Source organism: Spiroplasma sp. Moj (assembly GCF_016082285.1).
GTDB lineage: Bacteria > Bacillota_I > Bacilli_A > Mycoplasmatales > Mycoplasmataceae > Spiroplasma > Spiroplasma phoeniceum.
In genome coordinates, this window is sequence record NZ_MQTY02000011.1 from 1 (window position 1) to 14,681 (window position 14,681).

Annotated in this window: 15 protein-coding genes and 1 riboswitch; of the genes, 3 read left to right on the plus strand and 12 right to left on the minus strand. The window is 28.3% G+C overall.

The window, feature by feature from the left end; translation table 4 throughout:
• Positions 1–174: 174 nt before the first annotated feature.
• Positions 175–636 (plus strand): hypothetical protein, encoded by a 462-nt coding sequence (locus BST80_RS01110; protein WP_415745577.1) that lies wholly within the window; start codon positions 175–177, stop codon positions 634–636.
• Between the two features lie 16 nt (positions 637–652).
• On the opposite strand, the gene BST80_RS01115 is transcribed toward BST80_RS01110, so the two are convergent.
• The 8 genes from BST80_RS01115 to tsaE all read right to left on the minus strand — a co-directional run bounded on the left by BST80_RS01115 (position 653) and on the right by tsaE (position 7,195).
• Positions 653–1,195: a hypothetical protein gene (locus BST80_RS01115; RefSeq protein ID WP_415745578.1), complete on the minus strand. Its 543-nt coding sequence runs from the start codon at positions 1,193–1,195 to the stop codon at positions 653–655.
• A gap of 1 nt (position 1,196) precedes the next feature.
• Positions 1,197–2,156, minus strand: a complete 960-nt coding sequence (gene fmt / locus BST80_RS01120; RefSeq protein ID WP_415745579.1) for a methionyl-tRNA formyltransferase — start codon at positions 2,154–2,156, stop codon at positions 1,197–1,199.
• Positions 2,143–4,170, minus strand: coding sequence for a DUF2779 domain-containing protein (locus tag BST80_RS01125; protein WP_415745580.1), 2,028 nt, complete (start codon positions 4,168–4,170; stop codon positions 2,143–2,145). Before BST80_RS01125 ends, fmt begins: the two co-directional genes overlap by 14 nt.
• A 63-nt stretch (positions 4,171–4,233) precedes the next feature.
• Positions 4,234–4,848 carry a hypothetical protein gene (locus tag BST80_RS01130; RefSeq protein WP_415745581.1) on the minus strand — a complete coding sequence of 205 codons (615 nt, stop codon included), beginning with the start codon at positions 4,846–4,848 and terminating at the stop codon, positions 4,234–4,236.
• Between the two features lie 106 nt (positions 4,849–4,954).
• A complete protein-coding gene (locus tag BST80_RS01135; RefSeq protein WP_415745582.1) occupies positions 4,955–5,671 on the minus strand; it encodes a YebC/PmpR family DNA-binding transcriptional regulator in 717 nt (238 codons plus the stop codon).
• Between the two features lie 62 nt (positions 5,672–5,733).
• The gene (locus BST80_RS01140; protein WP_415745583.1) at positions 5,734–6,159 is read right to left on the minus strand and encodes a GNAT family N-acetyltransferase; all 426 of its coding nucleotides are present in this window, start codon (positions 6,157–6,159) and stop codon (positions 5,734–5,736) included.
• Positions 6,160–6,732, minus strand: coding sequence for a tRNA (adenosine(37)-N6)-threonylcarbamoyltransferase complex dimerization subunit type 1 TsaB (tsaB, locus tag BST80_RS01145; protein ID WP_415745584.1), 573 nt, complete (start codon positions 6,730–6,732; stop codon positions 6,160–6,162). It lies immediately after the preceding gene.
• Between the two features lies 1 nt (position 6,733).
• Positions 6,734–7,195, minus strand: coding sequence for a tRNA (adenosine(37)-N6)-threonylcarbamoyltransferase complex ATPase subunit type 1 TsaE (gene tsaE / locus BST80_RS01150; protein WP_415745590.1), 462 nt, complete (start codon positions 7,193–7,195; stop codon positions 6,734–6,736).
• A gap of 114 nt (positions 7,196–7,309) precedes the next feature.
• Between tsaE and BST80_RS01155 the strand changes: the two genes are divergently transcribed.
• Positions 7,310–8,296, plus strand: a complete 987-nt coding sequence (locus BST80_RS01155) for an NAD(P)/FAD-dependent oxidoreductase (RefSeq protein WP_415745585.1) — start codon at positions 7,310–7,312, stop codon at positions 8,294–8,296.
• 19 nt (positions 8,297–8,315) lie between these two features.
• On the opposite strand, the gene BST80_RS01160 is transcribed toward BST80_RS01155, so the two are convergent.
• From BST80_RS01160 to BST80_RS01175, 4 genes are all read right to left on the minus strand, one after another.
• Positions 8,316–10,181, minus strand: coding sequence for a transporter (locus BST80_RS01160; RefSeq protein ID WP_415745586.1), 1,866 nt, complete (start codon positions 10,179–10,181; stop codon positions 8,316–8,318).
• Positions 10,182–10,206: 25 nt separating this feature from the next.
• Positions 10,207–11,145 carry a pseudouridine synthase gene (locus tag BST80_RS01165; protein ID WP_415745587.1) on the minus strand — a complete coding sequence of 313 codons (939 nt, stop codon included), beginning with the start codon at positions 11,143–11,145 and terminating at the stop codon, positions 10,207–10,209.
• Between the two features lie 67 nt (positions 11,146–11,212).
• Positions 11,213–11,812, minus strand: coding sequence for a hypothetical protein (locus BST80_RS01170; RefSeq protein ID WP_415745588.1), 600 nt, complete (start codon positions 11,810–11,812; stop codon positions 11,213–11,215).
• 332 nt (positions 11,813–12,144) lie between these two features.
• Entirely contained in the window at positions 12,145–12,276 is a 132-nt protein-coding gene (locus tag BST80_RS01175; RefSeq protein WP_415745591.1) for an integrase core domain-containing protein, read from the minus strand.
• Between the two features lie 414 nt (positions 12,277–12,690).
• Positions 12,691–12,790, plus strand: a riboswitch (purine riboswitch).
• Between the two features lie 84 nt (positions 12,791–12,874).
• On the opposite strand from BST80_RS01175, the gene BST80_RS01180 reads away from it, so the two are divergent.
• The gene (locus BST80_RS01180; protein WP_415745589.1) at positions 12,875–14,266 is read left to right on the plus strand and encodes a BMP family ABC transporter substrate-binding protein; all 1,392 of its coding nucleotides are present in this window, start codon (positions 12,875–12,877) and stop codon (positions 14,264–14,266) included.
• Positions 14,267–14,681 lie beyond the last annotated feature (415 nt).

Consider the following 14,681-nt stretch of genomic DNA (forward strand, 5'->3'; position numbering starts at 1 on the left):
AGTGGTCTAAAATGTATATGGTTTTCACAATAAATAATTATAGTCACATTGAATTTTTAAAATAAATACGATATAATGTATTATACAATTTAAAAAATAAAACTCTGAAACAATTATTTTTAAAAAAAGATAAAATTATTAGTGTTTATTAATATCACGGAATGGGGAATACTTGTGAGTACTAACTTTACAGAATATTACAATCAGTTAATCGCTGAAGTAACTTTAATTACGAATGTTGAAAAAATTTCTGATACAAAAAAAGATTGGTTGTATACATTATTAAAAAATTTAAAAACTTTTAATACAAAACAAATTAAGCTGCAAAAACATGAAGGGTTAATTTACCAAATTATGCGTGTTATTAATCATAGTACGGAATTTATTCATAACCGTATTAGTAATGCCCTTAATGAATATCGCAAATTATATCGACAACATTTTAAAGTTAATTTAAACATGCGACAAGAAAATTTATGAATTTTTGAGTATTGTGAAAAACAACTACAAACTAATTATGGCAACAAACTTAAAATTTTACGAGAATCAATCATTAATTATTATTACTTAAATTATTTAAAAGATAAAATTGAAGAAACATTAAAAATTATTAGTTTGTCCGCACGAACATTATAAAAAGAGTAATTATGCCCTAATTACTCTTTTTATAATGTCAAAATTGTTCATCATCTCAAATTTTATTTGTACTATGCTCATTAATCTGAACAAAAACAATTGCTAACGTAATTCCCATTATTGTTGCAACAGCAATTTGAATTGCATCAGCAATTAATTCAACAATTGCAACATCAGGCCCAAATAAGAAATAACTATACAAAACATATAATAATAACATTAAAGAACTAACAAAAATAGCACCATAGCGACTTAAAATGCGAGCACCAAAATAAGTAATTAAAAACATTAAAATCCTAATTAAAATTGAAATAGGAATAAAAATAAAACAGCGAGTAACAAGATCAATAATTGTTACATACAAAATACCACTAATTAATAACATTGGTCCTTTGATTAACGTTATTAAACCTAAAAATAACCCATCTGCTAACTGAATAATCCCTTTACCAACACTAAAATTGAACTGAATAAATTGGGAAATATAAGCAATAACTACTAACAAAGCAGTAATTAATCCTGTTGTTGCTAAATATTTTAGTGATTTTAAACGATACATTTTAAATAAAAATATTTCCAACCATAATTTCTGACGAGGCATTATGATAGTAATTTTTAGCATAAGTTACTTTTTTTCCCTCGCGTTGTAAACGCGTAATTAGCAAATAACCATCTTCAACTTTAACTTTAATCCCTAATTTTGAAATATCAATAATTGTCCCATTTACAAAATCAGCGTCTTTTTCCGCTAATGGCTCTAAAGTAATCATTGCTTGGTGCAATTTATAATGAATATTATTAACAGTTGTATAAGCAATTGGTCATGCATATAATCCACGAATTTGGTCAACAATTTTTTGTTTTGGTAAAAACCAATTTACTTTTTCTTCATCACGTGTAATATTATAAGCAAATGTTGCTTGACTATCATCCTGTGGTGTTCCTTTAATTTTACCAGTAATAATATCTAATAAATATTTTTCAATCATTGTGCTTGCTAAAACCATTAACCGGTCATGCAAAGATGAGGCTGTTTCGGTGGCACTAATTGGAATTGCTGTTTGAACATACATTTCTCCTGCATCCATTTTTTTAATCATTTTCATTAGTGTAATCCCCGTTTCTCGCTCACCATAAATAATAGCCTTATGAATAGGTGCCCCACCACGTAATTTTGGTAATAATGAAGCATGAACATTAATACAATTAATACGTGCTAATTTTAAAATTCGCTCTGGAATAAATTGCCCATAAGCACACGTTACAATAACATCTGGTTGGAAAGTTCCTAACTCTGTATAAAGATCATTAATTTTTTCTGGTTGAAAAACAGGAATCTGATTTGTTAAGGCAAATTCTTTGACTGGAGAAAATTGAACGAGTTGCTGACGTCCAATTTTACGATCAGGTTGGGTAACAATTCCAATTATTTCAATTGTTGGCGCTAACTTTTGTAAAGCTTTTAAAACAGCTGTTGCAAAGATTGGCGTTCCCATAAAAATTACTCTATATTTCTGCATCTTTTTTCCCTCCCTTAATTGGTGTTAAAGATCCCATTAAACGAACAATATGTTGATAAATAACAACCATTGCTAATGTATCCCGATTACAATATTTTAACATTTCTCCTCGAAATGATTTTTGTCAAATGGTGATTGGAATATTATTCTCCACCCGGCGACGAAAGATTTCACTGGCCATATCACCTTTTTGTACCTTTAATGCTTGATAAGTAAATTGATTATCAAATGCTGGTTGTGTTTTTTTAATTGAAGCTGAACCATAAAATTCTTTTTTATAAATCATAAAGTCCTGAAAAAAATCCATTAAATCAATTGTTTTATTTCGAATAATTCTTAATTTTTTTTGTCAATCTTGATAAGTTGTCATAAGTTCCTCATTGCGACTTTGATTAATTAAGATTGTTAAATAACTAATTAATTCGGCTAAAACCTTACATTCAAAACTTTTATAATAAGCAACATAAACCCCTCCGCCATGTCTAAATAAATCAGTAACTAAATGTTTAATTAGTGCTAAGCGTGGATCACCTTCACCATCTGCTAAAAAGGCATAATGTTCCATTGTCGTTTCATCTTGATAATCAAAGTGATTATCTTTAATAAGATGGACTGAATATTGAAACGGAATTTGCTGATAAGAATATGAATAATCAAAGCGAGGAACTGCTGCTTTCATTGTTTCAAAATCATACATATATATTGGATACTGATACTGTTCTAAAATTTGATTAATAATAGCAACCTTCTTTGGATTAACAACTGGGGCATTATCTTGAACAGCAAGAATTTGGCGTTGTTGTTTTTCTGAAAATAAAATTGGCTTTTTTTGTCGCGTTGATTGTTTAAAGGTAAATGATAACACAATATCTTTTAACAAATCAATGTGTTCTTGATATTTTAATAACGTCTTTTTTTCCATCCCACGTGTTAACTCAAAGACACTATAATGCGGTGGTAAATAACTAGTAACATGTTGGCAATAACCATAACGATCACCTTTTCCATTGAAACATTGTTCCTTGCTAAATAACGGAAAAATTGTTTCAACTGGTTGCATAAAATAATGTTTAATTAAAGCTAAATCATCAGTAATGATGCGATTCTTTTCAACACGTTTGGCAAATTGTCCAGTCATCATTTGCTGACAAAATTCTAATAAACTAATAGCCGGTAAGGTTTTGGTTGGCAATTTATAATAATCTTGAAACATAAACAACTGGTCATCATCAATATCACCAATCCGTTGATACTCCGAATTTAGCAACATTAACGAAACCCGACTAATTGTTAAGCCTGCCCCAGTTAAAACATAATACTGATAGGCAACATCATAACCATATTCATCCTTAACATCCTTGTCAACATACATTTGTGCTTCTTTATCATATTTCCGACCAGTTGAAGCTTTAACCTCAATTAAATGATAAGTACCATCTGGAAGTTTCTTTAAAATATCACACTTTGTAATACAATTGTTATAAACAAAAGATGGTTCAAAATAAACATCATAGTTTGGATTTGCTAATACTTCAGTTGTCTTTGCAAAAACAATTTTCTTGCTGTAATGTTCTAAATTAAAATAGGTATAATTACGCATAAAATATTCACGCGCGCGTTGGCCAACTTCATTCCCATCAGCAATTGTTTCACCGGGATAAAAATCAATTTGAACATCTGCCATCGTTGTTTGAATCTCGTCTGGTAAAGTTCGAGCATCATTACTATCCGTGTCCTCAGCTGCTTGTCAATAAGTTTCTAGCGCTAAATCATACAAATGTGGTTGAAATAAACCTTTTCCCTTCTCATTTTCATCATCATCAATAAAAATAGCTTCATCAATTTTGGCACTGTTAATATTATCTTGCAAGTCAAAAAAGACCGAAATTTTTTGAGCTGTCACTCATTCTTGCACTGTTTTTAAATTACTTCGTGAAGCTAATGTTCAAGCAATTTTAAAACATTTTTTAAATCGTTTAAAATCTTCTTTTTTTAAAGTGATTTCTAAATCCATTATTGCACTTCACTTTCGTTATTTCGGATTTGCTTTTTAAAGACAAAGAAAATAAGATAGAACTTATTTTCTAGGGACAAATTTCTCTGGTTTTGGTTTTGGGCGTTCATCAACAGGAAGTTGTCCAGCTTTTCGCAATTTCCGTTCTTCTTCACGCTTTTTAAGCATTTCAGCACGATGTGCTTCATATTCTTTTCTTGCCGCAATTTTTGCTGCTTTTTTTTCTTCTTTTGTTAACTTAACTTTTTTTTCACTAATTTCAATTCGATGTTTTGTTTCTTCTAAATCAATTTCTTGGTTAACAATTCAAGTTGTTTCATATTGTTTTTTATTAATTTTTTTTGAAATACCTTCAATTTCAAAAGCTTTTTGTTCTAAAAAAGCATTTGTTTTTGCTTCATAAATATCAACAATAACATCAAAAATATCGCGATATTTAAATTCTTTTCCTTTACGAGCAATAACTTTTTCATATTCTAATCTTAAGTTTTTACGATTATCAGTATCTTTAATATATTGTTTAATTTTATCTTTAACTTGTTTTTTTCGTTTTTCTCGTTCAATGCGTTGTGCTTTTCGTCCCATAATTGAAGAAACAATTGCAAAAATAATAACTGCGACTACAATTACGACTAAAATCACATTCATTGTCATACTACCACCCAAAAAATTTGACATTATTATCTAAACTCCTTTTTTACTTTACTATATATTATGCACTATTAGCGATAATTTTTCAATTGTTTCTAATTTCCCAAGTTGTTTTCCTGCTTTTCACGCTGAACTAAGCAAGGAAAACATTATGATAAACATCTTGCACATCATCAATGTCATCTAACATATTTAACATTTTTTCAAATTGTTCAGCGTCATCACCATGTAAAGTAATCCGGTCATGGGGAAGCATTGTAATTTCTGCCATTTGAAATGTTGTAATCCCGGCTTGATCTAATGCCGTTTTAACACTATTAAATGCTGTTCCTGGCGCATAAACAACAATTTGTCCATCTTCAGCAACAACATCATTAATATCACAATCTGCTAGTAATAATAATTTTAATACTTCTTCAACCGTTTTACCTGTAAAAGTAAACACTGCTAAATGATCAAATAAATGCACGACAGCCCCATTAACTCCTAGTTTACCACCTGTTTTAGTAAAACAATTGCGTACTTCTGCCACAGAGCGGTTAACATTATTTGTCAATGTATCAACAATAATTGCACTTCCCCCTGGTCCATACCCTTCATAACGAATTGCTTGGTAATTTTCATTATCGTTTCCACTTGCTTTTTTAATCGCACGTTCAATAACATCACGTGGAACTTTTTTTGCTTTTGCTTTATCAATTGCATTCCGTAACGCTAAATTAGCATTGGGATCAACACTTCCTTCGCGTGCTGCTAAATAAATTTCTCGAGCAACACGATTATATAATACTGCTTTTTTCGCAGCTGTTGCTGCCATTGACTGCTTGCGAACTTCAAATGCTCTTCCCATTTTTTTCTCTCCTTTACCACCTAATTTTTTCTTATATATTAATACCGTAAAATTAAATAAAGTTAGTGATGATAAACCATTAAGTATCCATTTTCTGCACCATAATATTGAGCAATTGTTCGAATAATCTTAAACCCATGTTTTAAATATAATTGTTGAGCAACCAAATTATGTTCATTTACTTCTAAAAAAATTTGTTGATATGAAAAATGTGTTAGAATATATTTTAACATTTGTTGACCATAACCTTGATGGTGATGACGCTTTTTAACTGTTAAACGTATTAATTCAAAATCATCCCCACTATGCATTAAAATAAAATAACCATAGAGATTATTTTTGACAATTAATTTATAAACAAGATAATTTTTGTTATTAATCATTTGAATTAAATTACGATATTTATAATAATTATGTGGATAATTTTCTTGTTCTAATAAAAATAATAATAAAGCATCACTATTATTAACTGGTTTTAAAATAACCATTTAACTTCAATCTTTTTTTAAATACTGTGGCTCTAAAGCAAAAATATCTTCAACTAATATAAAATGCTTTTTTAGAACAAGATAATTTTGAACAAAATCAATTTCTTGTAAATCATAACGAAACTCATAACCTGGAAATTGCTTTGTAATTTCAATACAAGTTTCATAATCAAGAACTTGCCTTGGAATCACCTCTACACCATTACTAATTACCGCAAAATACCGTTTTCCACTCCGCGCATCAAGCATTGAAACAACATTATCTAGCCCCGCCTGATAAAGTAATGTATTAATTGTATAAACATTAATCGCCGGATTAATTACTTTAACTGTTTTCACAATTGTCATTGGAATCCGAACACCAGTATAACTACCTGGACCAGCTGTTAAATAAAAATTATTAATGTCTTTTAATTTTAATTGATGCTGACCTAATAACTGGGTAATTGTTGGCAATGTTGCTTCAGTATGACGACGAGCATGGTTTTGGTGAACTTGACCAATGATTTTTTGTTCTTTTTCTAAAATTAAAATTAAAAAATCAGTACTAGTATCAATAAATAGATTTAACATCTTATCCCTCTTTTCCTAATGCGCTTTGTAAATGTTTATTGTTGGTTTTAATCGTAAAAATTCGTTCATCCTCATTAATTATCTTAATGGTAATTTTAATTACCTCGTACTTTGAACTTAACTGGTTACTAATTCCGGCCGGTCATTCAATAATATTAATACTATCAGAAAAATGTTCAAAATACATTTCTCACTCTTCTTCTTGTTCTAAACCTAACAATCGATAGCAATCCATATGATTAATAATAACTTGCTGATTTGTCGTATACTGTTGCATAATTAAAAACGTTGGTGAAGTAACGGGCGTAGTTACCTCTAACGCTTTTAATAAATATTTTGTAAAAGTTGTTTTCCCAGCGGCTAACTGTCCATCTAATAATAAGCATAAATTAGGATGTAAAAACGGAGCAATTTTTTCAGCTAAAAGTTTTGTTGCTATCTCATTTTTAACAATTATTTTCATCAATATCCCACTCTCTTTTACTAATTATATCTAGGAATTAATTATTGTGCTAGACTTTTAGAAAAATATGTAATAATTAAAGTGCAGAAAAATTAGAAAGGTTGTTATAAATAAATGAAAGATATTATAATTATTGGGGCTGGGCCGGTTGGGTTATATGCTTGGGGTTGTGCTGGCATGTTAGGATTAAGTGGCTATATAATTGAAGGAAATGATAGTCCTGGTGGACAACCATGAGAATTATATCCAGAAAAACCATTATATGATATGCCCGGATTTGGCGAAATCAAAACTAAAACATTTATTGAGAATTTAATTAATCAAGCAAAAAAAAATACGGGGCAAATAACATACATTGGTAAAACTAACATTAGTAATATCCTTACAACAACTGATGGTTTTACTATTACTTTAACAACTAATCAAACATTTACAGTTAAAACAATTTTAATTACAAGTGGAAATGGTGTTTTTACCCCCATTCGTCTAGAACATCTTCACCCTCACCAAGAATATGAAAACTTATGATACGCTGTTAAAAACCCAACTCTTTTAACAAACAAGAAAATTGTTATTCTTGGTGGTGGTGATAGTGCTGTTGATTGGGCAAATCATTTGATTGAAGATAACATTAGTAAAAATGTTACAATTATCCATCGTCGAACATTATACCGAGCTAAAGAAAACAATGTCCAAAAATTACAACAAAATAAGGTAACCGAATTAAAACCTTATCATGTTAAAACAGTTGAGACAATTGATAATAAAATTACCGCTTTAACATTAGAACATGAAACAACACATAAACTATTAACTATTACAGCTGATTATTTTATTGTTCAATATGGAGCAAAAGTTGCACCAACAATGTTGCAACAATTAACTTTAACAACAACTCCAATGCGAAAAATTATTATTGCACAAACTGGGCAAACAAGTCATCCTAATATCTTTGCGGCTGGAAATAGTGCTTATTATGAAGGAAAATACTATAATATGGTAACTGGATTTGGTGAAGCTATTAATGCGCTTTATAATGTTACAAAAATTATTCATGGTCAAAAATACCATCCTGGTTATTTAAGTGATATTAAAAAATAAGTTAGTAATAACTTATTTTTTAGCCTGTTAACTTATAAATTTCTTTATTAGGTTCATCCTTCTCTATTTTTTTCGTATTTTTACGTAAAGTTTCTTCTCGTTCTCACATTTTTTGATATGGCATTTCTGGTTCTGTTAAGGTAATAAAATCATCTTCATATTTTTTACGACGTAGAATTCGCATTTTATCTTGGCGTTTAGTTCAAATTTTATAAACAAGTGGTAACCGTAAGAAGATCCCACGAACAGAACCGGGTGATCAAAAGATTGAATTAGTAAAAATAACAAACAAGGAAACAAAGATTAAACCAAAGAAGAAATTCAATAATTTTTGTCATCCCCAAACTGGCTGTAAATCAATATTATAAATTTGATTAGGATTATGTGTTTTTGATAAAAATAAATAATTAACTAAAATAGCAATAATCATTGGAACTAACAAAATCATTCAATTTCGAAAAACACCTTTAAAGTTACTATTATAAGTTAAAAATATTCAATTATAACATCACAAGTATAAAAACCGCAAAAAACTCATTAAGCAAGTAATAATTAAAATACTATATAATGCAGCTGCTAAATTATTAAAGCCAAAACGTCATAGTAAAGCACTAAAAAAACAAAAGACAATGTTAAGACAGCCAATAATGAAAGTCGGAATTGCGGTTTGTTTATAATTTGCTTTAGCATATACCAAAACATTTGCAGGTTCAGCTAAGACAATAAAAACAGAGCTTAAAGCAACTAATAAGGAAAAGGTTGGCTGATAAAAGATGCTTTTAAAAATTTCACGTTCCTGTGATGTTCATGGATTTAATGTTGAATCACTAGTTCGAATTTGTTCAATAATTTGTGGCGCATACAATGTTGTCACAAAATATGGTGATAAAATAAACTGGTTAGCAAACAAGAACCCAGCTATCATAAAAGCGTATGTTTCAAATTTCATATAACTTTGTCAATCAACCCGACCATTTTTTGCTGTTCATGCGGCAAAAAACTCACGGAAGGAATTAATTAAAATCATCATAATACTACGAACTCCAACCGTAATTGTCATATATAGCGATAAGGTTGATGATATTCGTAACCCTAATAACAGCGCCGTAATAATAACATCACCATTAATTAACAATGTTTCGCCAATATTTTTAAACACAACAATATTACTTGATTTAACTAGTTGCATGTTATCGCGTTGGCGAGCAATACAAACTCAAGGATAATGTAACTTAATAAATAAATAAACTAAACTTCCTTTCATAACAGAATAAAGTAAAAAAATTAAAAAGACAAAAACAGGATCCACTGCAATTGAAATTAAGTAGAAAACAATTGAATATGAGATTAAATCACAAATAATTAAAATTAAACGGCGTAAATGATTATTTTGATCAGCTTGCATTAAGTTTTCATATGCTGCCGTTCAAAATAATGCAATTAAGTTTTTTGATCCAATAATAAATACAATTAAAATCATTTTTCATAATGGATAACTAATTGTTTCATCATTTTGTAAAATACTAAAATTCTTTTCAAATAAATAAATATAAGCACTATACCCAACAGCAATGGCAATTAATAAAATAATACCAATGTACCCTGATATTTTATATTGATGCTTTGCTGTATTAACCATTTCATTTGCTTTAATTCAATCTTTTTGTAACAATGGTTTTACTAAAAAAATAACAGTAATGGCTCCTAAGCCACCTTCCACTGTTCCTAAAAAAGCAACAATTGCAACGCTATTCTTTACAAACCCATTAAACTGCGAACCATAATTACGAATTAATAAATACATTAGCGTAAATTGAAAACATGTTCCAATTAACGAAGTAAAAGCCCCGATTAAAATACTAAAAATTCCTCTTCTTGTTGACAATTACTTCACCTCGTTCCTAATATTTTTATTTTATAATATTTTCTGGAATTTTAATAATCTTTTCATTTAAATAACTTAAATGGTCTGGCAATTGATGAAAGATTAAGGTTGTTGCATATAAAGCAATCATATACTTCTTTGTTTCTTGTTTTGCTCCATATTTAACATCATTAATAATGGGGTGATGTAAATAACTTAATGAAGCGCGAATTTGATGCTTACGGCCAGTTATTAATGTTGCTTCCAATCACGTTGTATTTGATATCTGAGCTTGAATTTTAAAATGTGTTTTAACTACTTTAGCATGTGGTTGCTCTGTTTTAGTAAAAACCATTTTTTGTTTATCTTCATCTTTATATAAATAACCACTAAGGGTAAAATCAGTTTCTTGAATAATTCCTTCACACTTTGCTAAATATTTCTTTTCAATAAATTCTTTTTGGTTAATTTTAGCTAATAACAAATCTAATGTAATTTTATTTTTCGCATATAGCACTAATCCTCGTGTTAATTTATCTAATCGATGAACATGGGAAATGACAAATGACTGTTCATCCTGCGGATGATATTCATCTTTTTGGATTAAATAATGTTGCACCATAGCATCTAATGAAGTATGAAACTTTGAGTGCATTTCTACTCCATTTGGTTTATCAACAACAAGAATGTTATCATCTTCATAAACAACTTGTAATGGTAATGGTGCAACATTATTATAAGTTGCTGTCTGGTTTCGTTCTGTTACAACTAAATTTTTATCAAAAATAATAATTTGGTCTCCTAGTTTAAGTTTATAATTTCGTTCTTTCATTACTTTGTTATTTACTTTAATTTTTTTATTACGAAATAACTTATAAATAACTGATAACGGAGTTGTTTGAAACATTTTTTTAATAAAATTAAAAATTGTTTGATTAACATCATTTGCTTTAACTGTTAAAGTAACAACTGTTTTTGGTTCCATACTTCCCCCGTTTTCCTAGTATTAAATTATATAATGAAAGTTAACCATTATCCGAAGAAAAAACATTCTAAGCTATTATTTTAGAATATTTATCATTTTTTGCTTTCTGTTTTTCTTCAACTTTTAAGATATTTGCTTTAATTTCTGCAATTTCAGCCACATCTGTAATTTGATTAAATAAATGATATAACATATAATTTTTTTCTTTTTCTTTCAAAAGATGTTTATCGAAGAAAGCGACTGTCTCATCAATTGTTTTCATTAACTCATAAGCTTGTTCACGAGTAATGCTATTATTTGATAATGGTTTTTTCACCAATGTTGGTAATTGTGTTACAAAAGCATAGTCTTCCAATGCTTTTTCTTTTTCAGTATAATAGAAAATTCGAAAAGCACTCACTTTTGCTCCAATTGTTTTAATAGCATTACGAACACCAGTAACTTTTGTTGACAACATATTTTTGATAAAGACTGCAATAATAACAGTAATTGTCCCAATTGGAATAATAATTGAAACAATCAAGTCTAAATCAACACCAAATTTTGTTGCAAACATTGCTTTAATTAAAGTATAACCATTTTGAATTAGTAAAACAGTAATAAAGAAACTAAAGTTAGTTGCTTTTCATCATTTATGTGGAACTAAAACTTCTGTTTGACGGTTCAACACGTATCAGAAGAAATATGACACTAAGACTAATNAAANNCNNNATATTAGACTTCTTGCATAACCTATTAAAATAATTGTAAATATTTTTAATAGGTTATGCAAGAAGTCTAATTTATCAAACTAATAAAGATAACTACGAAGAATTTAAAGAACAAATTAAAGTAACAATCACTAGTTTTCATAAAGAAGATCATAGTGGTTGGGGCGGATTAATCACTGATGAAGATACTAATATTTTAATTAATATTATTTATAATCATTTTCAAGAAATTAATAATCATTTTATCAATAATTCTAATCTGTGAGGTACCATATACATTTTAGACCAGTTAGTCTTTTAAAAATTTTAACACAGCTTCAGTTGGTGTTAAAAAATTTATGCTTTTATGTCGCCTAACATTGTTATAGTAATTTAAAAACGTAGTAATTAACTTTCGTAATTCATTANNNTTNTTGCATAACCTATTAAAATAATTGTNAANATTTTTAAAANGANNCTAANTGGTCTAAAATGTATATGGTACCTCACAAAAATTAGTTTTTCATTATTTACGCTGTTTTGTTTTAATTTTATTTCAATTTTGTTCTAAAATGTAAATTGTAGAATAAAGTACAACAAATTTAAAAAAATCTAAAAAGTTATTTAAATCTTATTGAATTTTATTTTTTGAACTATATAATAATAAATGTCTAGGGAAGTATAAGAATTGTACTTTTATTAAATTAATAATAAACAGCGCAAGTTTAGCCCTATCAATATGACCATACTTTGTATTATATTATCTTATACTTCATGGATACCCTAAAAAACAATCTCACCCGGGTTGTTTTTTTATTTTAATTGCTTTTTGATAAAAAAGAAGTTATGATATAAGTATAAAAATAAATGATATACCTGTATATACTAGTAATATGGTCTAGTGTTTCTATGTCTTACCATTGGAAAAAGACGCTATAGGTTAATGCTTTTGCTTTTTAAACATTAACCACTCATTTTAATGAAAAACCAGGTTGATCTTTTTGTTTTTACAAACATTAAGTAAAAAAGGAGCAAAAAATATGAAACAAATTTTACAAAGTTTGATGATGATAAGTATCATTGGCACTTCAGTGAGCAGTGTTTTTGGTTGTGTAAAGAAGTATAATTTTGATAATAGTATTTGGGTTATTACTGATGGGGGAACTGTAAATGATCTTGCTTTTAATCAATCCGCATGAGAGGGAGCAAGTAAATATGTTTTTGCACAAAAAAATCAAATTGTTCCACCACAAAATTGAAAAAGTTCAAACTGACGAGCAAGTTACTTTGAATCAGTTAGTCAAACGCCTGGTGATTATAAAAATGCTTATATTACATCTTCAATTGCAGGAGCAAAAACACTAGTTTTACCTGGTTTCAACCATGGTAATACCATTGGTTGAGCAGCGGGTTTAGTTGATAATATTATTTATATTGATGGAAGTAGTCAGAACATTCATCTTAATATTGACCAGAAGACACCATTAGCAAAAAATATTATTGGAATTACTTATCAAGCTGAAGCTTCTGGTTTTTATGCGAGTTTAGCAACAAGCATTTATTTAAATGTGCACCAAAACGAATATAATGGACACTTAAAAGTTGGTAGTTATGGTGGGATGGATAATCCAGTTGCTGTTTCAAATTATATGTGAGGTTTTTTAGTTGGAATTGATTTATTTAATACTATTATTAATTCTTCAGTAAATAGTAAATGAAATAATATAAAACATGATATATTAAACCAAGTCCAAAATATTAATCCAGAAATAACAACTTTACAATCAATTGTTAAAGTGCAAAATGTTTTAAAACAGAATGAATCATGATTTTCACAATCATTTCAAGCTGGTGATGGCAAAATTATTAGTGATGAATTATTATCTCGTGGCGCTCGTATTATTTTTCCGGTTGCTGGTGCACAAATTCAAGATACAATTAATCAAATTAAAGTCAATGCTAAGATAGTTGGTGTTGATACCGAACAATCTAAAATTTATGGCGAAAATTATGTTGTGACTAGTGCTTTAAAACAAATTGCCACTTCAACTTTTGATGCATTAAAAAATATTTATTCAGCACAATGTGGGTATGATGCACAAAATAATATATGAGATGAGACAAAACAAACAAGTAATTGTTGAATTAATACTGACCAAACTTCTCTTGACCATCCAAGTTGAACAGGAATTGAAACAACAAAATGAGTTAAACAAGATTTAGTTGATTTTTTACATAATACAACTGATGATCATCGCAAAGATACTTTGTTTGATAAGATAGTAAAAATATTACAATATGCTTACAAAAGTGGAATTGATAATCATGCCCCAATTTCCGCACAAAATTTTACAAATACTTTACAAAATACATATGAAACACAAACAAAATTAAAAACATATTTATTAGCAGCAATTGAAAAGGTGTTATAATTTTCTTAAGGCTTATTCATCATGTAAATTGTAATTGCAAACACGCTTTTCCCAAAGATCTTATTAATAAAATAGTAACATCCTTTAAAATAAATGCAACTATTTTTTAAAAAAATTAAAATATTTTATAAATATAACTTAATTTAACCATATTTAAGCATACTAAAAAATCATTTATTAAGTTTTATTCATTATTCAATTTAGTTGTTTATTATCAACTTTATTAAAGTCTATTCCAGGTGGTAATCAATGTGTTTTAAGGACTAAATTAGTAATCAAATATATTAAGTTTAGTTATAATATACAAAAAGTATTNTATTANTAAAATATTAGTATATAATTAAATTATAGGTTTAATCTTTTTCCATAAAAAAGAGTTTATGNTGACTTGTTAATCGGACAAGAATAAAAAAAG